We start from the raw sequence: 19,475 nt of genomic DNA, 5'->3' as shown, positions 1-19,475 counted from the left end.
TTATTGGAAAGACATTAGCAGGGTATGAATTGATCCGTTGACTATGCAATACCCAAAGCGTTGTTAAAAAAGCAACGATCAGGCCTGCTCGGCCAACAGCCTTGGCGCATCGCCGCGGAAGAACCGCATCCCCTGGCTGAGGTGGGTCAGGCAGGTTTGAGCGGCCACGCTCAGCTCGCGTCCGTCCAGGCTCACTATCTGGGCCCGCGCCTCGCTCATGATGGGATACGACAAGGGCAGGTGCCGAATTTCATCGCGCTGAATTTCATCCAGCACCGACAGTTCCGGCATGAAGGTCACCCCGATGCCGGATCGAACGAAGTTTTTCAGCACCGCCACCGAATTGGTATGCAACCTGGCCTTGAGGTGCACACGCTCCTGATGGGCCACCATGTTGACCATCTGGCGCATCCCGAAGGGGTTGTCCATCAGGGCCAGTGGCCAGTTCGCCAAATCCCGTAACGTTAGAGGACGCACCAGTTCCAGGAGGGGGTGGTCGGGGGGAACGATCAGATCCAGTGGCTGACGCGTCTCGACATGACAGTGAAGCGATGGATCGACGGGCGGGGCATAAAGCAAGGCAAGGTCCACCTCGCTGTCCTTCAGCAGCGACATGGCCTCATTGACACCGGCCATGCGGATTTCCACCTCGATGCCGGGAAAGGCGTTCATGAAGGCATTCATCGGGGCGTCGATGAGATCGGCAATAAAGCCTTCACCAACGGCAATGCGCACCTCACCACGGGCCACGCCTTGCAAGGCAACCAACTGCGATAACACCGCCTCCTCCGCGGAGCGCTGCGCGTGAAAATGCTTAACCAGCAGCTTGCCGGCTGCCGTGGTGCGCATGCCGCCGCCATAGCGCTCGCATACCCGCACGCCCAGGTCTTCCTCGAGCTGCTTGAGCTGGCGACTGATGGCCGAGGGATCGATATTCAGGTGAGCAGCAGCGCGTCGCAACGAGCCGCGACGAATCACTTCGTTCAGGTAGGCAAGCGCACGGGGATTCAGCATCAAGGATCTTCCTGGTGACGATGTGGGGTTGAGCACGCTGTTGCGCTCGACTGCCGCTTACCCTATACCAAGATCCTCGCCCCCGCCGTCGACCGCCTGGGTGAGGCGATAACCGGTGGCCTGTTGGCGCGCTGAGCGCTAGCGGAATCAGGACAGCTTGATAGCGAAAGCGGCACAGCTGGTGCAAGGTGAGCGGCAGTGACATTAAATTATCGATAATGCCATAAACCGACACTATACTGTCGGAATGAAAACCAGACATGTCACCCTCTGCCCCCAAGCTTCCCTCTCGTTGCGCCTGTTCGCCGGCTTGATCGAGGAGGGGCGGCTACGCAAGGGTTGGACCCGAGACGAACTCGCCGAGCGGGTGGGCGTCGGCGTGGTCACGATCCGGCAAGTGGCCAAAGGATCTCCCCGGGTGGCTATCGGTACCTACTTCGAAGCAGCCGCGCTGGTCGGTGTCTCGCTTTTCACCGACAACGTCGACACCCTACGGCGCGAGCAAGCCACCCAGTTGGAGCGGCTGACGTTGCTGCCCAAGCGCGTCAACCGACAGCAGCAAGAGCCCATCGACGATGACTTCTAGCCAACGCGCCTATGTCTGGGTCTGGCTGCCCGGCCAGACGATGCCAGTCGCTGCCGGTCTCGTGGAGCGCGACGACCAGGACCGTTATCGCTTTGCCTATGGCCGACGCTATCTCGCACGCGACGACGCCATCGGTCTTTTTCCCCGCGAGCTTCCCCTGCGGCCAGGTAGCCAGGAACAGGCCGACGGCACGCTGCCTTCCTGCCTGCGCGACGCCTCACCAGACGCCTGGGGGCGCCGTGTCATCATCAACCGCCTGACCGGCAAGTCAGGCGATAGCGCCGCTGAGGTCGACTTCAACGAGATGGTGTACTTGCTTGAGTCCGGGTCGGATCGGATCGGCGCGCTCGACTTCCAGCTCTCACCCACCGAATACCAGCCACGGGAGCATCAGGACGCCACCTTGGCGGAATTGCAGGAAGCCTCCGCCTATGTCGATGCAGGAGAACCTCTACCCCCCGCTCTAGAACAGGCAATCCAGCACGGCAGCAGCATCGGCGGTGCCCGCCCCCAGGCCCTGCTGAATGACCGAAATCGCAAGCTGGTGGCCAAGTTCTCATCCAGCACCGACCTCTATAGCGTGGTTAAGGCGGAATTCGTTGCCATGCGACTTGCCAAGCTGGTAGGGCTCGACGTGGCCCCCGTGGAAATGACCCGTTCGCTGGGCAAGGACGTACTGCTGGTGGAGCGCTTCGACAGGATGAGAATCGCTGGCGGATGGTCCAGAAAGATCGTGCTGTCGGCCCTCACACTGCTGGGCCTGGATGAGATGGCGGCTCGCTATGCCAGCTATGAAGACCTCGCCCATCGCATTCGCGCGGAGTTCGACGCGCCCGACCAATCACTACGCGAGCTATTCGGACGCATCGTCTTCAACGTGCTGTGCGGCAATACCGATGATCACGCGCGCAACCATGCCGCCTTCTGGGATGGCGAGACCTATCGACTGACACCGGCTTATGACATTTGCCCGCAATCACGAACCGGCGGCGAAGCCTCGCAAGCGATGTTGCTGCACGGGCAGGAGAGGCGCAGCCAGCTTGTCCACTGCCTGGCAGCGGCAGAGCAACTTGGCCTGACCCAAATGCAAGCCAAAGCGATCATCGATCATCAACTCGCCACGATCCGCGACCAGTGGGACAGCGTGTGCGATGAAGCCGAGTTTAGCCCGGTCGATCGTGCCTTCCTCTGGGGCAGGCAGTTTCTTAACCCCTTCGCGCTGGAGGGATATACGCAGTCATGACCCAGGCGCCTCAGCAATAACTTCGCTATTCATCGATCTTGGTCAGCGCCGAGTCCTTGTGCATGGCGATGTGATCGGTCTTGTCGCTATTGATCTCGTACTGCGGTTCCTCTTCGCTGGCATGGCGCTTGTGTCCCTTGTACTCCGTGTCCTTGGTATGCACGCGGATGATCTTCCCGCTGACGTGCCCCGCCTCGGAGTTCCATTTGACGTGGTCGCCTACCTTGAAGCGCTTGGCCATGGTTCGCCTCCCATTACTAATGAACGGTTCACCGTGCTGGTAGCGTAGCCCAGCGAATGGAGGTGATCTTGCCCCTCATCGGCGAAGGTGTCATCGTCAAACGGTCACCATCAGCCGCCTGACCGCAAGGAGCATTATCGTGTTCATCGCCATGAACCGTTTTCGGGTCAACCCCGAGAGAGTGGAGGAGTTCGAGCAGATCTGGCTGGAGCGGGAGAGCCACCTGCAGGGCCTGCCCGGTTTCGTCGAGTTTCATATGCTGCGCGGCCCCGAGAAGGAGGACCACGTGCTCTACGCCTCTCACACCATCTGGCGCTCGCGCGAGGACTTCGAGGCCTGGACGCACTCCGAGGCGTTCCGCGCAGCGCATGCCAACGCCGGTCAGAGCAAGCGCGAGGGGCTCTACCTGGGCCCGCCGAACTTCGAAGGGTTCGAGGTCATCCAGACGGTCGGCAACGCGAGCGATGCCTGAGGCAAAGATGAGGATCGAAGCATGAGCGCGGCTCAGCACACGCCACCACTGACGCAACTGGGCGGCCACAACATCCTCTTCGCGATGGCTGCCAACGCCGAATACGGCCCGCATCTCAAGCAGCGTTTCACACCGCTCATAAGTGGCGTGGGCCCCGTGGAGGCGGCCGTCGAGCTTACCGCTGCTCTTGCAGCCCTGGCCCAACGCGGGCATCTGCCGGATCTGGTGGTGTCGCTGGGCTCGGCGGGCAGCCGGGTGCTGGAGCAGACCGAGATCTATCAGGCGACTTCTGTCTCCTACCGCGACATGGATGCCACGCCGCTGGGCTTCGAGAAGGGCGTCACGCCCTTTCTCGACCTGCCGGCGACGCTCCCGCTGCCACTGCGCATTCCCGGCATTCGCGAGACCACGCTCTCGACCGGCGCCAATATCGTCTCAGGCTCGGCCTATGACGCCATCGCCGCCGAGATGGTGGACATGGAGAGCTACGCCTGCCTGCGAGCCTGCATGCGCTTCGACGTGCCGCTGGTCGTGCTGCGCGGCATTTCGGACGGCAAGGCGGAGCTGCACCACGTCGACGACTGGACGGAGTATCTGCATGTCATCGACGAGAAGCTGGCCGACGCCGTCGACCGCCTGGGTAAGGCGATAGCCGGTGGCCTGTTGGCGCGTTGAGCGCTAGCGGAATCAGGACGGCTGGGTTGAGAAGAACGGCGACACTTGCATTACTCGCCTGCTTGCTGAGCTTTGATTACACGTAATTGCTCCAGCAACTCGGGGATATTGTCCTGGATGATGCTCCATACGGTATCGTCATCAATACCCAGATAGGCATGAATAAGGCGATTCCTGGTAGCAACGATCATCCGCCAGGGGATATCCGGATACTGCTGACGAACCTCTTCGGGAATGCGGGTTGCCGCTTCGCCGATCAGCTCAAGATTACGCAATGTAGCGTCGTAGGTAAGGTCGTGGGCGGTGAAGCTATCCTGATCCAGGCCTTCCGTATAGGACAGGATTTTCTCGGCAAAGCCGATCATGTCAACGATGTAGAAGCGCCATTCGCGCATGGTGCGGGCTTCAGACACGTACAGCCTCACGCTCGATATAGGGCCTGAGTTCAGGACGTAGCGCCTTGTCAGTCACCAGGTCCACTGGATGGCCCAGCAGGTCCTCCAGGTAGAACTGCACCCCGAAATAACGAGCCGAGGTCGCTGGGCCATCAAAGCTCACCAGGATATCGATATCGCTGTCTTCACGGGCCTCATCGCGAGACATGGAACCAAAAAGTGCCAACGAGGTTACGCCGTATTCGCTGGACAGCGTCGTCAGGTGATCTCGTAATAGTTGCAAGGTCTTGGTTCTGTTCATGTCCCGATCCCTCAGAAACGTCGAGGTTTCTCTCTGGTTCAATTCACCGCTCTAGGCATAGCCTAACATGGGGTAGCGCAAGTCCCCAGCAGATAGCCTTGCGACCCCCGATGTCTCGCAGTGCTTCCAACTCAGCCTGCGTCAGGTGCCCCGCTGCGTTAAGGAGGCGTCAATCACGACCTTGAGATGGTAGGGTTCGAGGGAACCCTACCCAATGGCTCAGCGACCATGCCCCACGTCGACATCACCGTGATCTCCGATGCCATCTGCCCATGGTGCTTCATCGGCAAACGCCACCTCGACCTCGCCCTGGCCGAACTGCCCGAGGAATTCAGCGTATCGGTGGCCTGGCACCCCTTCGAGCTCAACCCCGACATGCCCGCCGAGGGCCTGCCGCGGCGTGACTACCGTACCGCCAAGTTCGGCTCCTGGGAGCGCTCCCGGGCGCTCGACGCCCAGGTGGAGGCCGCTGCCGAACAGGCCGGCATCACGATCCACCACGAGCGCATGACGCGAACGCCCAATACCTTCGACGCCCACCGGCTGATCTGGCTCGCCGGGGAACATGGCGTCCAGTCGGCGGTGGTCGGCGCGCTCTTCCGGTGCTACTTCATCGAGGGTGAGGACATCGGTGACAGCGCGGTACTGGCCAACGCCGCACGAGCCGGCGGGCTAGCGGATATCGACATCCCCGCCTTTCTCGCCAGCGACCAGGGCCGGGCCGAGGTAAAAGCCGGCCTCGACGAGGCTCGGCGCCTGGGAGTGAGCGGTGTGCCCACCTTCATCTTCAACGGCACCACCGGCCTGTCGGGCGCCCAACCGCCCGAGGCACTGCGCCAGGGGATTCTCGAGGCGGCCGGCAGAAGTTAAAGGGCGGTGCCAGCGTCCCGATGGCCCACACCACCCGGCTAGGTGAACTGGAGCAAGGACATCAGGATGTCGGCTGCTGCTTAAGTCGATACAGCACCTTATCCGGGTGCCCGTCATCGTCGGTGTAGACCACAAAGGCCTTGTAGTGATCGAAGAAGGTGCCGGTGAAGAAAATCCACTCGTCGGGGCGGAAGTTGATGATGTTGTCCAGTTTTACGTCCTCCTCCTCGAAGAAGTCCTCGCCAGTCAGGGTCATCAACAACTCGCGGAAGTCGTCGGCGGTGGCCTCGTCGAGCACGAAGCCGGGGTCGAGCAAGCCGCCGAAGAAGGCACTCAGGTCCGTATCGCTTGAGGGACGCTGGAAGGGCCGCAGTCGATCACCATCCTGGTAGAAGAAATGCTCACGAGTGCTCCGCCAACCACTGTCGTCGGAGAGCGAGGCAAAGGTGTCGTAGTCGTAGCGATAGACGGTGCGCTGCACAATATCATTGTTGTCCGGCGTCACGACCGGCTCCACCTCCAGGCGCATATCCTCCATGAACAGCGCCTTCACCTCAGCCAGCTCTTCCTCGCTGACGCTTGGCGCGGAGGCATCCACTAGATCGTCACGCCCCCAGTCGACAACCCGCATCGAGGAGTCCCGGCTCAGCTCGCCCTCTAGCCTCAGGGATATCTCGGTTCCTTCCTGCGGCTGCTCATCTATCCCTGTCAGGCGGCCATCGAAGGTCAGGCGCCATTCCAGGGTATCCTCTGCCGCCTGCTCGAAGTGAACGCTTCCGGCATCGGCCAGCACCTCACCCAGTCCTTCGCGACGTTCTCCCAGTATTCCCATCGCCATGAAGGTATCGCCATCGATGGTCTCGACGTCCGGACCTACCAAGGCTGCCTCACCTTCCACCATCGCGGTCTCAGCATGGGGTGACAGCACCATGCACAGGTACTGCAGTTCGTCGCCTTCGCTTCTCAGCATGAGCATGGTGCCAACAACCAGTCCGCTGCTGCTGTCGTTGAACCAGCCCTGGCCGTAAACGCGCCAGCGCTCGTCCTGTCGCTCCCAGGCGCCGACGATGGGGGGCGCCATCTGCGGATCGTCGCTATCGAGCATGGCGATGATCTCGGCATCGGACATCTCCTCTGGCGGCGGCGAACAGAGCGTCGGGTCCACCATCTCGATCAGCATACCCGGGGGCATTCGCTCCTCGAGCGGGTCGGCACTGGCTGGCGCCATCACTGCCACCAGCAGACCACCACCCATAAGACTGGTGGTCCAACGGGCGCCTGTAGATGAAAGAGCTGAAAACGCCATCTTACACTCCTCATTGTTATTGGCCGGTAAGTGCGCTCTTCAGCGGCAGCGCACTTGTGATAAAGCTACCAATGCACTGCGGATCACTCCCCGTTCAAATGAACAGTATCTCTGCGGCCAGCTTCGGCAAGAACCATACGGATCTGACGTTGCTCGGGAGGCAGATCAGCCTCGATGGGGATACTGTGGTAGTACTGACGCATCGAGCGGACTGCAAGGGTGCTGCCGCGCCTTGGTGGCGATATAAGGAGTTATCACATGACCTCTGAGCCTGCCGTCAACCTGGCTCCGTTGCTCACCGCTCAGCGTGCGGCCTATCGCCGGGACGGAGCGCCATCACTCGCCGAACGCCGCGCCGATCTTTCACGCCTGCGCGCCGCGCTGATCGAGAGCCGCACCCGGCTGGAAGAGGCCATCAACGCCGATTTCGGTCATCGTTCACGCCACGAGACCAGCATCATGGAGCTCGGGAGCACGATCAGCGGGATCGACTATCTGCACAAGCGCCTGCGCCGCATGATGCGCCCGGAAAAGCGCCATGTGGCCATTCACCTGCAGTTCGGCTCGGCACGGGTGGAGTACCAGCCGCTGGGGGTCGTCGGGGTCATGGCGCCGTGGAATTACCCTCTCGTGCTCGCCTTGATGCCGCTGGCAACGGCGCTCGCGGCCGGCAACCGGGTGATGTTGAAACTGTCGGAATTCACCCCGACGATCAACGCGCTGCTCGAGGAGTTACTCGGCGCGCTGTTTTCGGCGGAACAGGTGGCGGTGGTCAACGGCGATGCAGCGGTTGGCGCTGCCTTCTCCGCCCTGCCATTCGATCATCTGGTCTTCACCGGCAGCACGGCGGTCGGACGCAAGGTCATGCAGGCGGCCAGCAAGCACCTGGTGCCGGTGACGCTGGAGCTGGGCGGCAAGTCGCCCGTGATCGTCGAGAAAGGTCATCCACTCGACCATGCCTGCACCGGGATCGTGTTCGGCAAGCTGGTGAGCGGTGGCCAGACCTGCATCGCGCCCGACTATGCCCTCGTCCATGAGGATGACCTTGCCGGGTTCCTCACCCGTTACGAGGCGGCCGTGGCCGCCGCCTACCCCGACGGACCGGCGAGCGAGGACTACACCTGGGTGATCAACGACCGGCACCTGGCCCGCCTGAACGGCCTGCTGGAGGATGCCCGCACCAAGGGCGCGACGGTACGCGAGATCGGCCGCGAGGCGCCGGGTGCGAATCCCCGCGCCATGCGCCCTACGGTGGTACTCGGCGTCACCGACGACATGACCATCGCCCATGAGGAGATCTTCGGGCCGATCCTGCTGGTGTTCCCCTACCGCACGCTCGATGAGGCTATCGACTTTGTCGAGGCGCTCCCCCGCCCGCTGGCGCTCTACTACTTCGGACACGACAAGGCGGCGCAGCGCCAGGTACTCGACGGCACGACGTCGGGCAATGTGACCATCAACGGCACGCTCATGCACATCGCCCAGGACGACCTGCCGTTTGGCGGCGTCGGCGCGAGTGGCATCGGCGCCTATCACGGCATAGAAGGTTTCCGCCGGCTGAGCCATGCCAAGGGTATCTACGTGCAAGGCCGCTGCAATGTAGCGACGCTGCTGCGTCCGCCATTCGGCAGGATGGCAGAGTGGCTGCTGCGCTTCGTGCTGCGTTGAACCTGGGTGGTGCCGTACCGACCCGGCTGCACATACCCCACGGCAAGGCCATGCAAAAGTCTAGAATGACTCAGAGGCTTCCGAGTATAACGAGGGCAAGACCATGCGTAGCCTGCAGCAATTTCTCGACGACTACGGCGAGAGCCATCGCCATCCGGTGAACCAGTGGGTGCATATCGCCTGTGTGCCGGCAATCCTGTTCTCCACCCTGGGCTTGCTATGGCTGGTGCCGATTGGCCGCTGGCTGGGCCTGGAAACCGGAGCGGCCGAGTGGGTCAACGGGGCCACCCTGCTGGGCGTGCTGGCCGGTCTGGTCTACCTGCGCCTCTCCTTCGGCGTATTGCTGATGATGGTCGCCTGGTTCGCCCTTTCCGTAGGGGGCATCCTCGCCATCCAGGGTGCGGGGTGGTCGCTGATCTGGATATCGCTGATCACCTGGGTTGCGTCTTGGGCGGCGCAGGTGTGGGGCCACAAGGTGGAAGGCAAGAAGCCATCCTTCATCGAAGACCTGGTCTTTCTGCTGATCGGCCCGATCTTCGTCACCTTCGAAGTGGCGCACAAGCTGGGGCTGCGCGTTCCTCGCCCGGCCGGCCACTGAGCCGCCAAACTGACCGAGTGAAATCGAGACTGCGCCTTCGCCTTGCCGGCGCTGATGGTGGACCTGATCGCCGACCTGGACCAGGCCCTTGTCGAGGAGAAGCACTATCCAGCACTCGTCAAGCCGCAATGCCGTTGCACACCCGGGAGGGGTGAGCGGGCGTGCGAATGGCGCGCATTTTTCAATTGAGCTCTCCGCCTTGTCTCAGGCAGGATGGAGAACAGGTTGGCAAGATAAGCAACGGCATACCGCTGGAGGAGCCACATGCAACCGCTGAGCTATTATTACTACAACGTGCTGGAAGGTCTCGAAAAGCCGTGCGACGTGCCTTCGACCCAGGTTCAAGAGGGCTACGATATCCTCTACCGACATGGCGGGCGCATCGAGATTGACCTGATGCGCAAGGCCGAGGATGGTCATGCCCAGGGCAAGCCCTACCATTGGTACGAGGCCCTCGATGACGAGCAGCGGGCGAAACTGCACAAGGCCCTGGATGACGAAAATCCCGCGAAGATCCTCAAGATCATTCAGCGCAACGGCTATGCCGGCGTGCTCTACCACCATGCCTGGCATCACTTCCGGGAGCCGGGAGTCGCCTAAGCCCCCTCTCCGCAAGTACCTACAGGGCTCGCGATCTAACGCGGGCCCTTATTCCAAGCCCTAGGCACTGTCTAAAAAATCGGCGAGCGATGGCCAAGGCTAGTACTTTGACCTGATTTTTACGAAATATGACCGTGTGTAGACAGTTTTCGGACAATGCCTAGTGCTGAATAACGCTGATTTGGATGTCGTTGGGTGTGCTACCGCACAGAAATACTCTCTTTGACTGTTTATAGTTGGAGTGTTGTAGCCGTAGCTTTCAGCCCGAGAAGGATTCTACACAAACAGGCGACATCAGCATCAGCTTGTTGAGGACCGACTTGCTGAATTGCAAATTTTATTTATTACTTCACTTGTTTGTTACAAGACAAGGAGAGATTACATGAGTGCTGAAAAAACCAAGTCAGATGCCAACCAGTCTAGCGATCGGAGCAGCGAAAATACCAAGAGGCAATTCGACAATGCCGTTTTGGAGCCGGTGCGTGCTTACGGAGTACTGACTACTGATTACTTTGAGAAACTCTTCTCAGTTCAGTTCGATTCCGTTCGCGCCTTTGCAGACAAGAATCTGGCGCAATCCCGCTCCTGGCTTGAAGTGAAGGATTCCGACAGTTTTCGGCAGGTAATCGAACAGCAACAGCAAGCTGTCCGGGAATTGAGTGAGCAGATGAAAGAAGACGCTGACAGGATCCAGGCCTTGAGTCAGGATTACCTGAAGGAGACCCAGCAACTGACGTCTGAGAGCATGCAGTCAGGCAGCAAGCAGCTCGAAGAAAACATGCAGAAAGGGAAGGCTCAAGTAGAGAGCCACTTCCAGAAGGGCAAGGAAGAAATGAGCGATGCTCAACAGAAAAGCCAGCGGCAGGCCGACAACAGCAAGAAGTCGGCCAGCACGTCGGATAAGTAATGCTGATTGCTTGATAAGTAAGTGGTAACGTGCAGGGCCGCTTTCCCGGGAAAGCGGCCCATTTTATTGTCTGGCTGTAACCTCCTTCTCTTCATTTCACGCTGCTTCATGACCAGCGCCACATCCCCGTGCTCGCAAAATGAGCAGTATCTGTCATCTCCCTGGAAGAGGCTCAGCAATGGGCCAGGCCGGGCTCGCTTGACACCACCGGGTGTCCTGTACTTAGATAGGCCTGCATTTAGATATATCGGTCTATATAGGAGTTGCATCCGATGCCAGCTTCCAAGCGCGACCAGTTGCTCGCCACGGCCGAGCGACTCTTCTATGAACAGGGCTTCCACGCTACTGGCATCGACCTCATCGTGGCCGCCGCCGGAGTGGTACGCATGACGCTCTACAACCACTTCGCTTCCAAGGAGGCTCTGGTGGCGGCGGTTCTGTCGGCCCGCCATGAACGCTTCATGGCCAGCCTCGATGCGGCAGCGGCCTCCGCCTCGCCGGGCGAGGTGACACCTGCCCTGGTCAACGCACATGGCCACTGGCTGGAGCGGTACAGCCAGCATGGCTGCATCATGGTCAAGGCGATGGGCGAGTTCGCCGAGCACAGCACCGAGATCCATGCCCTGGCGGCAGCCGCCAAGTCCGATCTGCTGGCACGCCTGGAAGCCGCCGTGGTGCGCGATGGCCTGGACCACCACGCCGGCCTGGCGCGACATCTGTTCATGGTGCTGGAAGGCAGCAATACGACGGTGGCCCTGCTGGGCCCGCAGACGGCCCTGGCCGACACTCGAGCGGTGGTCGATGCCCTGCTCGCAGCGGCCCGGAGCGAGACCCCATGAGGCCCCTCTCCCCCCTCGGCATGGCAGCCCTCGGAAGCGGGGTCATCGCCATCACCTACGGCCTGGCCCGCTTCGTGTTTGGGCTCTTCCTGCCTTCGATGCGCGACGAACTGACAATCTCCGCGACCATGGCAGGGGTAATCGGCGCCCTGCCTTTCCTGAGCTTCGTCTTCGCCATTCTCGCCGCGCCTTGGGTGACTCGCCGACTCGGGGTACACCGCACGGGGGTGGCGGCCGCCGGCCTGGCCGGGGTAGGCCTGATGACCATCGCCCAGGCACCTTCATCGCTGCTGTTGGCCGCCGGCGTGCTGCTCTGCGGGATCAGCACCGGGCTGTCATCGCCGGTCATGGCCCAGGCGGTCTATCGGGTCGTACCGCCCGACCTGCGCGGACGCGTCAACGCCACCATCAATGCGGGCACCAGCCTGGGGATCGCGCTTGCCATGCCCGCGGTGCTGCTCTGGGCGGAGGCCTGGCGCAGTGCCTATACCGGATTCGCCGTCCTGGCGGCCCTGGCCGCACTGGCCGCCTTCTGCTATCTGCCTCGGGATGACCGGCGCACCTCACTCTCGCGCCCCCGCCTGCTCGCCGCGCCGGTAAGCCGGGCGCAATGGCTCGGTATCGCCCGGCTGAGCGGCCTTGCTATTGGCATGGGGTGTGTGAGTGCAGCCTACTGGGTGTTTGCCCCCGATGCGGTGATCAACGCCGGGGGGCTCGCGTCGAGCCAGACCGCCTGGATGTGGCTGGCGGTGGGAATCGGAGGGCTGACGGGTGCCGGCGCCGGGGATCTCATCTCGCGATTCGGGCCGGCTGCGAGCCATGCTGCCGGCCTCACGGTGATGTCTGTCAGCCTCGCGATATTGGCCATCGATCCCGGAAGCTTCGCTCTCGCCCTGTCATCCGCGGCCCTGTTCGGTGCCGGGTACATGATCCTTACCGGTTTCTACCTGGTCAGGAGTACCCAGATCATGACCGAGGCGCCCGCTTTCGCCCCGGTGCTGCCGCTGCTCGCCACTTCGGTCGGCCAGGTTGCCGGCTCTCCGCTGGCCGGCTGGCTTGTCGGAGCCGAAGGCCATGTCACCACCTTCCTGCTCTTCGCCACCCTGGGGCTCGCTGTCGCCGGCCTGGGGTCGTGGTTACTGAAGGAGAAATCCGACTCAGCCCCTGCCAGTCATCCCTTCCAATAGGCCCTGCCACCAATAGACCCTGCCATTAGCCCCTGCAACAAGCCCGCCCTGCCTATCGCCAGCGACGCAAGTGCGCTGGTGTTCCTTATGCGATGCCGGCTCTGAATGTGAAAAATATTTCTAGTATACAATTTTATAAGATACTGTAGACACCACAGCTAGCAGATGTACTACAAATCCAAGAACAGATTGGAAGTCCTCATGCCCAAGCAGCAGGTCAATACGTCCATCTTTGACTTTCACGGCAGGCCGCCCCTGGGCAAGGCCTTGCCCCTCTCGCTTCAGCATGTGCTGGCCATGATCGCCGGCGTCATCACGCCGCCGATCATCGTTGCAGGGGTCGTGGGCGCCAGCGTGGAAGAGCGGCTACTGCTGATCCAGATTGCGGTGCTGGCCTCCGGCGTCAGCACGCTTTTCCAGCTCTACGGCGCCTGGAAGTTCGGCGCTCGCCTACCCGCCATCTTCGGGGTGGGCTTCGCCTATGTGCCCACCCTGGTCGCCGTAGGCGGCCAGTACGGCCTGGCCGGTATCCTCGGTGCCCAGCTGATCGGTGGCATCTGCATGATGGTGGTGGGCTACTTCATCCAGTACATCCGCCACCTGTTCCCACCGGTGGTGGCCGGCACCGTGGTGCTGGTGATCGGCTTGTCGCTGTATGACATCGCGGTGCGCTACATGGCGGGCAGCGGTAACGTCGAAGCTCCGGGTTTCGGCGAACCGATCAACTGGCTGGTGGCCCTGGTCACGCTGGCGACGGTACTGGTCGCCTCGCAGTTCGGCAGGGGGGTGGTGAAGCTCTCGGCCATCATCGTCGGCATGGTGGTGGGCTACACGCTGTCGCTGCTGCTCGGCATGGTCAGCTTCGACGCGGTCGCCGATGCCGGCTGGGTGGCGGTGCCGCGGTTCATGCCCTTCGAGCTGGAATTTCACACCTCGGCGATCATCGCCATGGTGATCATCTGCGTGATCAATTCCGTGCAGACCATCGGCGATCTATCGGCCACCACGGTGGGGGGCATGAACCGCGAGCTGAAGACGCGCGAGCTCACCGGGGGGCTGCTGGGCAACGGCTTGACCACCACGCTGAGCGCCTTCTTCGGCGCCCTGCCCACCGCCACCTTCAGCCAGAACGTCGGCATCGTGGCGATGACCCGCGTGATCAGCCGCTTCGTCCTGGCGCTTGCCGGCGGCTTCATGCTGCTGGCCGGGTTGAGCCCCAAGTTCGGTGCCCTGGTGACGACCATCCCCTACCCGGTACTCGGCGGTGCGACCGTCATCGTTTTCGGCATGATCACCATGACCGGCATCAAGCTGCTGATAAAGGACGAGCTGTCGGCGCGCAACATGACCATCGTCGGCCTGGCGCTGGCCCTGAGCCTGGGTATCTCACAGGTGCCCGAAGCGATAGCCCAGCTCCCCGAGTGGATACAGAGCGTGATCGGTGGCTCCCCCATCGTGGTCGCGGCCATTACCGCCTTTACCCTCAATCTCGTTCTGCCCCGAGTCAGCCTGGCCGACGAGGAGCGCGAGCGAGAACAGATGGCCCGCGCCGACGAGGAGAGCAACTGCAGCACAACCCAGGACCGGGAAGCAGCCGCTGACTCCCATCGCCAGGAAGGCTCGGCTGGCAAGGCCAGCAACAGCTGAGGTCGGCTCAGTCGGCCCACCGGCAGGCTGAGCGCCTCACATCATCGCGATGCAACTCGAGCCCTGCCCCGGGGCCACCAGGAGCCACAAATGAAAAGCCTGAGCCATCTTTCCGTGAAAATGAGCTGGACGCTGGTCCTGCTCGCCTTTCTCACCCTGTTGATTGCGCTGAGCGCCATGGGGCTCTACGCGGTGAACCACAGCCAGCGCAGCTTCGATACCTTCAGTGCGGTAAACGTCAGCCAGCAGGCCGCCCTCAACCGAGCCAATTCGATGCTGCAAGGCGTACGGATCGACATGGCCGGCGTTTATGAAGAGCTGTTGGAGAGTTCCGTCGCAGGCACCACCGCCCAGGCCACCGATGCCCAGCGTCTCGATGAGCGGCTAGAAGAAGTCGCCGGTGTGTTCGAACTCTTCCTCGCGTTACCCGTCCGCCACGAACATGCGGAGTTGATAGGCCCCATCGAAGCCAGCTTCAACGCCATGATGGAGAACAGCCTGCAGCCGCAGGCCGTGGCCCTTGCCACTGGCGATCTTGCCACCTACCAGGCGCTGCGCGAACGGGCCGCTGCCGATAACGCCAGCTTCTACCAGGCCGCCGTCGGCTTCTTCCACCAGGTCGAAGCCGAAGGGGCTGAGCGCGCAGAGAACTTCGGCACGGTAGTCACCACCGCGCAGCGAGTGATCGTGCTTGTCTTTATCGTCGCCCTTATCGTGATCGGCGTCGTCTACCGTGGGGTCAGCGCCAACCTGATCGGGCCGCTGGACCGTATCGTGCAACACTTCCAGCGCATGGCCAGCGGTGATCTTTCAGCAACCATCGAATCACGCGGCCAGAATGAAATCGGCAAGCTCTTCTCGTCGCTGGCGGCCATGCAGCAGGGCCTCTCGACCACCGTCGCCACGGTGCGCGACAGCAGCGCGGAAATACTTGCCAACTCCAGCGAGATCGCCAGCGGCAACCGCGACCTGGCGGCACGCACCGAGCGCCAGTCCGCCTCGCTGACGGAAACCGCCTCGAGCATGGAGGAGATGACCTCCACCATGGAGCGCAACAGCGAGAACGCCGCGCTTGCCAGCGAGATGGCCCGAGAAGCGGCCGAGCGAGCCGACCAAGGCGGTGATGTCGTCGCCAACGTGGTCACGCGGATGCAGGAAATTCGCGACAGCTCGCAGCAGGTCACGGAGATCATCGGGCTGATGGATTCCATCGCCTTTCAGACCAATATTCTGGCCTTGAATGCCTCGGTGGAAGCGGCCCGCGCCGGCGAGCATGGCCGAGGTTTTGCGGTGGTGGCCAACGAGGTGCGCAAGCTGGCCACGCGAAGCGCAGACGCCGCAACGGAGATCCGCCAGCTCATCGAGACCTCTGTGCGTCAGGTCGAAGCCGGCACCCAGCAGGCGGACAGTGCCAGCAGCACCATGGGCTCGATAATGACCTCGGTGCAGCGCGTCAACGAGCTGATGAACGAGATCGCCGTGGCCTCCAACGAACAACGTTCCGGCATCGGCGAAGTCAACACTGCGGTTGGCGACATGGACAACACCACCCAGCAGAACGCCGCGCTCGTCGAACAGGCAAGCCTGGCCGCAAGCCAGCTTCAGGCCGAGGCACAGCGCCTGGATGAAGCGGTGGCGCGATTCAAGCTGGCAGACCGGTCTCAGGAACCCGCCACCCTGGCGGCCCTGTCGTCCCATTCTAAGGCGTGCGCGCCAAGGCTGGCGGATCAGAGGGGCCTGGTGCCGGCCTGAGTCTCGCTCGATAAAAGCATGCCCCGGGAGTGCATTCGTGCGCGGTTCCTATGAGCCGCGCCGAGTCACTGAGATATGAACAGGCGCTCGTGGCAAAGCGCTTACGAGAAAGCCGACAGAGCGCATTGTCTGTCGGCTTTTGCGGTGCTGGCTTTCCTAGAGGCTGACTAACCCTGCATCGATCAGCGGGGTGATGCGCCGGACGCTCGCGCGTCGGTTTACCTGGCTGGGTCCCTGCGTATCCAGTTTCAGATAGCGCTCACCATAGCCCTGCACGATCAGGTTTTCCGGGGGTATGGCGAAGTATTCGGTCAGTGCCAGGGCAACAGCTTCTGCTCGCCGGTCAGACAGCCCGAGGTTCATCAGGTCAGACCCCACGGCATCGGTATGGCCTTCGACCAGGAAGATCTCGTTCGGGTGCTGCTCGATGATATCGGCCATGGTGTTCCCGATCAGCCTCAACGCTTCGGCCTCGGAGGGCTGGATGGCCGACGAGCCGGTCGCGAACTGGATAACATCGAGATCAATACGCGGCATCATGTCTCGGAGTCGTGAGTTTTCGCGTACCTGACGGAGCGTGAATACGCGATCGAACTCCTGTACCGGCGGTGCCAGCAATGCTTCGCGCAGGATGTCCTCATCAGCACGCCGGTAATCGACCACGTAGCGTTCTTCCGGCAGGTCGTAGCGCAGAGGTGGCAGGGATTCCTCGAGGTCGACGGAAGATACCCAGCTATCGGCCTTGCGCGTTTCGTCGATCAGCACGATGGCGGTGTCATCGGGTAGATAGCGGGTGCGCTTGAGAACGAAGCCACCGGAATCACGAATGGTCACGATCCGGCTGCCATCCTCGCGAGTGACGGTGGAGCGGGTGATGCCATCGGCAAAGGATTCGGTGGTCTCGGTTACCCCAGGACGGCGCAGCAGGAGATTCTCGTCCTTGCGCACATGCAGTTCGCCATCGCGCTCAACGATCATGCGATCGCCTTGATTCTCGACGACCCGACCACCGAGCTGGGGGATCAAGGCGCCTGCGACAGCACCTACCGCGGCGGCTCCCAGGTATTTCCATATCTGGTTGTCGTCACCATCGGCTTCTGACGCCGTGGCCTGGGCGTCTTCGTCGCTGGTACGCGTGGTATCCGCAGTCACGACCGATTCGGATGTCTCACTGGCTTCCTGGGTCTCAAGGGCGGCGGCAGAGGCCAGGGCGGCGGCTTCGGCCTCGGCCAGAGCTTCCGCATCCGCCTTGTCACTGGCCTCCTGCTCAGCCAGGGCATCGGCTTCGGCCTGTTCGATGGCCTCTTGCTCGGCGACGGAGCGTGCCGCGGCCTGCTCTGCGGCCTCCTGCTCCGCCAGGGCGTCGGCTTCAGCTTGCTCGGTGGCCTCCTGCTCGGCCAGGGCGTCGGCTTCGGCTTGCTCGGTGGCTTCCTGCTCGGCTAGGGCGTCGGCTTCGGCCTGCTCGGTAGCCTCCTGCTCCGCCAGGGCATCTGCCTCGGCTTGCTCGGTGGCCTCCTGCTCCGCCAGGGCATCTGCCTCGGCTTGCTCGGTGGCCTCCTGCTCCGCCAGGGCGTCGGCTTCGGCTTGCTCGGTGGCTTCCTGCTCCGCCAGGGCGTCGGCTTCGGCCTGCTCGGTGGCCTCCTGCTCCGCCAGGGCGTCGGCTTCGGCTTGCTCGGTGGCCTCCTGCTCCGCCAGGGCGTCGGCTTCGGCCTGATCGGCGGCTTCCTGCTCGGCCAGGGCGTCGGCTTCGGACTGCTCAGTGGCTTCCTGCTCGGCCAGGGCGTCGGCTTCGGCCTGCTCGGTGGCTTCCTGCTCCGCCAGGGCGTCGGCTTCGGCCTGCTCGGTGGCTTCCTGCTCGGCCAGGGCGTCGGCGTCGGCCTGATCGGCGGCTTCCTGCTCGGCCAGGGCGTCGGCGTCGGCCTGATCGGCGGCTTCCTGCTCCGCCAGGGCGTCGGCTTCGGCCTGCTCGGTAGCCTCCTGCTCCGCCAGTGCATCTGCCTCGGCTTGCTCGGTGGCTTCCTGCTCCGCCAGGGCATCGGCGTCGGCCTGATCGGCGGCTTCCTGCTCGGCCAGGGCGTCGGCTTCGGCCTGATCTGTGGCCTCCTGCTCGGCTAGGGCATCTGCCTGGGCTTGCTCGGTGGCCTCCTGCTCCGCCAGGGCATCGGCGTCGGCCTGATCGGCGGCTTCCTGCTCCGCCAGGGCATCTGCCTGGGCCTGATCAGCTTCCTGCTCAGCGAGTGCGTCCTCTTCGCCCTGTTCGGTCACTTCCGGCTCGGCGAGATCGTCTGCTTCGGCCTGTTCGTCGTTTTCCTGCTCGATCAGGAGCTCTTCCTCCGTTTGATCAGTAGGTTCTGTCACTTGACTGAGTGTGATGGTCTCTTCATCGGTAGCCGACGACAGCGTCGCCTGGACAAAGGCCGGGCTCATCAATGACAGCGAGGCCAGAATGACCACGGGCTTCCTGAAAAGGCGCATACGACGTTTCATATCGATTCTCCTGACTCAGGCACTGCCCGGGCATGATGGCGGTTATCTGTAATCAACGGTGCCCACGCGGCTATCTTCACGCCGTAGGTGGTCGAGTAATTCCCGGCAGGCTAGCCAGTCGCTAGCTGTATTGGGAGGTGGTTCTGACCAGGAAGAGGGAGTGGTACTTGCTGAACAACGATGACTCATTGAAAGGATCAATAAGGCGAGCCGGCATGGGATCCTTCCGCCTCCTTGTCAGGTCTGTTCATTCTAGTTCTGCGTGTTCCGCCCATCTGTACGACGGCACACATAGGCATCCGGATGTTACCTGCTGCATTTCCAGGGAACCCGGTTGGCAGCATGTGCAGGATCATGAAAGGAGCCGTTCCCTTTCAGTGGGTTATCTGCGTTGGCGAGGCCATGTTCGAGGAGACACTGTATGAACCGATTCACGGGCGGTTGCCTTTGCGGCAACGTGAGTATCGTGGCGACGGGGCGCCCGTACCGGGTCGGCATTTGTCACTGTATCGACTGCCGCAAGCACCATGGAGCGCTATGACTGTGATCGTGAGGAGCCTGGACGTTCTGGTGAGTAGGTGTGGCTGAGACCTCAAAGCCCGCCCGATGCCAGTGGGGTCTCTATCATCGCCTTTGGCCTTCCGCTCAGCTCGAGGCCTCCTTTGAACGCCACTATGGCATAGCTTA

Annotated in this window: 20 protein-coding genes; 14 read left to right on the top strand and 6 right to left on the bottom strand. The window is 62.2% G+C overall.

Annotated elements, in window-relative coordinates; translation table 11 throughout:
* Positions 1–78: 78 nt before the first annotated feature.
* Positions 79–1,014, bottom strand: a complete 936-nt coding sequence (locus LOKO_RS01740; protein WP_066444260.1) for a LysR family transcriptional regulator — start codon at positions 1,012–1,014, stop codon at positions 79–81.
* A gap of 247 nt (positions 1,015–1,261) precedes the next feature.
* On the opposite strand from LOKO_RS01740, the gene LOKO_RS01735 reads away from it, so the two are divergent.
* The gene (locus tag LOKO_RS01735) at positions 1,262–1,600 is read left to right on the top strand and encodes a helix-turn-helix domain-containing protein (protein ID WP_066444258.1); all 339 of its coding nucleotides are present in this window, start codon (positions 1,262–1,264) and stop codon (positions 1,598–1,600) included.
* A complete protein-coding gene (locus tag LOKO_RS01730) occupies positions 1,590–2,843 on the top strand; it encodes a type II toxin-antitoxin system HipA family toxin (RefSeq protein ID WP_066444256.1) in 1,254 nt (417 codons plus the stop codon). The genes LOKO_RS01735 and LOKO_RS01730 overlap by 11 nt, the downstream gene beginning before the upstream one ends.
* A 25-nt stretch (positions 2,844–2,868) precedes the next feature.
* Here LOKO_RS01730 and LOKO_RS01725 read toward each other — a convergent pair whose 3' ends face one another.
* A complete protein-coding gene (locus LOKO_RS01725; protein WP_066444246.1) occupies positions 2,869–3,084 on the bottom strand; it encodes a hypervirulence associated TUDOR domain-containing protein in 216 nt (71 codons plus the stop codon).
* Between the two features lie 139 nt (positions 3,085–3,223).
* On the opposite strand from LOKO_RS01725, the gene hmuQ reads away from it, so the two are divergent.
* Together hmuQ and LOKO_RS01715 are read left to right on the top strand one after the other, a co-directional pair.
* Positions 3,224–3,556, top strand: coding sequence for a heme-degrading protein HmuQ (hmuQ, locus tag LOKO_RS01720; protein WP_066444243.1), 333 nt, complete (start codon positions 3,224–3,226; stop codon positions 3,554–3,556).
* A 21-nt stretch (positions 3,557–3,577) separates the two neighbouring features.
* Positions 3,578–4,231 carry a 5'-methylthioadenosine/S-adenosylhomocysteine nucleosidase gene (locus LOKO_RS01715; protein ID WP_066444241.1) on the top strand — a complete coding sequence of 218 codons (654 nt, stop codon included), beginning with the start codon at positions 3,578–3,580 and terminating at the stop codon, positions 4,229–4,231.
* Between the two features lie 50 nt (positions 4,232–4,281).
* On the opposite strand, the gene LOKO_RS01710 is transcribed toward LOKO_RS01715, so the two are convergent.
* A complete protein-coding gene (locus tag LOKO_RS01710) occupies positions 4,282–4,644 on the bottom strand; it encodes a HepT-like ribonuclease domain-containing protein (protein WP_066444240.1) in 363 nt (120 codons plus the stop codon).
* Complete coding sequence (locus LOKO_RS01705) at positions 4,637–4,927, bottom strand: nucleotidyltransferase family protein (RefSeq protein WP_201025346.1); 291 nt, start codon at positions 4,925–4,927, stop codon at positions 4,637–4,639. The genes LOKO_RS01710 and LOKO_RS01705 overlap by 8 nt, the downstream gene beginning before the upstream one ends.
* Before the next feature lie 228 nt (positions 4,928–5,155).
* Here LOKO_RS01705 and LOKO_RS01700 point away from each other — a divergent pair, with 228 nt between their 5' ends.
* The gene (locus LOKO_RS01700) at positions 5,156–5,797 is read left to right on the top strand and encodes a DsbA family oxidoreductase (protein WP_066452165.1); all 642 of its coding nucleotides are present in this window, start codon (positions 5,156–5,158) and stop codon (positions 5,795–5,797) included.
* A gap of 61 nt (positions 5,798–5,858) precedes the next feature.
* Here LOKO_RS01700 and LOKO_RS01695 read toward each other — a convergent pair whose 3' ends face one another.
* Positions 5,859–7,103 carry a hypothetical protein gene (locus LOKO_RS01695; protein ID WP_144439596.1) on the bottom strand — a complete coding sequence of 415 codons (1,245 nt, stop codon included), beginning with the start codon at positions 7,101–7,103 and terminating at the stop codon, positions 5,859–5,861.
* Between the two features lie 258 nt (positions 7,104–7,361).
* On the opposite strand from LOKO_RS01695, the gene LOKO_RS01690 reads away from it, so the two are divergent.
* From LOKO_RS01690 to LOKO_RS01655, 8 genes are all read left to right on the top strand, one after another.
* Entirely contained in the window at positions 7,362–8,771 is a 1,410-nt protein-coding gene (locus LOKO_RS01690; RefSeq protein WP_066444237.1) for a coniferyl aldehyde dehydrogenase, read from the top strand.
* Between the two features lie 103 nt (positions 8,772–8,874).
* Complete coding sequence (locus LOKO_RS01685; RefSeq protein ID WP_066444235.1) at positions 8,875–9,369, top strand: Mpo1 family 2-hydroxy fatty acid dioxygenase; 495 nt, start codon at positions 8,875–8,877, stop codon at positions 9,367–9,369.
* 264 nt (positions 9,370–9,633) lie between these two features.
* Positions 9,634–9,969 (top strand): hypothetical protein, encoded by a 336-nt coding sequence (locus LOKO_RS01680; protein WP_066444233.1) that lies wholly within the window; start codon positions 9,634–9,636, stop codon positions 9,967–9,969.
* A 382-nt stretch (positions 9,970–10,351) separates the two neighbouring features.
* Positions 10,352–10,876 (top strand): phasin family protein, encoded by a 525-nt coding sequence (locus tag LOKO_RS01675; RefSeq protein WP_066444230.1) that lies wholly within the window; start codon positions 10,352–10,354, stop codon positions 10,874–10,876.
* 272 nt (positions 10,877–11,148) lie between these two features.
* Complete coding sequence (locus tag LOKO_RS01670) at positions 11,149–11,715, top strand: TetR/AcrR family transcriptional regulator (protein WP_066444228.1); 567 nt, start codon at positions 11,149–11,151, stop codon at positions 11,713–11,715.
* Complete coding sequence (locus LOKO_RS01665) at positions 11,712–12,902, top strand: MFS transporter (RefSeq protein ID WP_066444226.1); 1,191 nt, start codon at positions 11,712–11,714, stop codon at positions 12,900–12,902. The genes LOKO_RS01670 and LOKO_RS01665 overlap by 4 nt, the downstream gene beginning before the upstream one ends.
* A 201-nt stretch (positions 12,903–13,103) precedes the next feature.
* Positions 13,104–14,549 (top strand): uracil-xanthine permease family protein, encoded by a 1,446-nt coding sequence (locus LOKO_RS01660; protein ID WP_066444224.1) that lies wholly within the window; start codon positions 13,104–13,106, stop codon positions 14,547–14,549.
* Between the two features lie 90 nt (positions 14,550–14,639).
* A complete protein-coding gene (locus LOKO_RS01655) occupies positions 14,640–16,301 on the top strand; it encodes a methyl-accepting chemotaxis protein (RefSeq protein ID WP_066444216.1) in 1,662 nt (553 codons plus the stop codon).
* A gap of 156 nt (positions 16,302–16,457) precedes the next feature.
* On the opposite strand, the gene LOKO_RS01650 is transcribed toward LOKO_RS01655, so the two are convergent.
* Entirely contained in the window at positions 16,458–18,788 is a 2,331-nt protein-coding gene (locus LOKO_RS01650) for an OmpA family protein (RefSeq protein ID WP_066444214.1), read from the bottom strand.
* A 421-nt stretch (positions 18,789–19,209) separates the two neighbouring features.
* On the opposite strand from LOKO_RS01650, the gene LOKO_RS20690 reads away from it, so the two are divergent.
* On the top strand, positions 19,210–19,329 hold the full coding sequence (locus tag LOKO_RS20690) for a GFA family protein (protein WP_470303279.1): 120 nt from the start codon (positions 19,210–19,212) through the stop codon (positions 19,327–19,329).
* Positions 19,330–19,475 lie beyond the last annotated feature (146 nt).

It is taken from the genome of Halomonas chromatireducens (assembly GCF_001545155.1).
GTDB classification, from domain to species: Bacteria; Pseudomonadota; Gammaproteobacteria; order Pseudomonadales; family Halomonadaceae; genus Halomonas; species Halomonas chromatireducens.
Note: the sequence above shows the minus strand (reverse complement) of the source record. Positions and strands in the feature narration are given on the sequence as shown.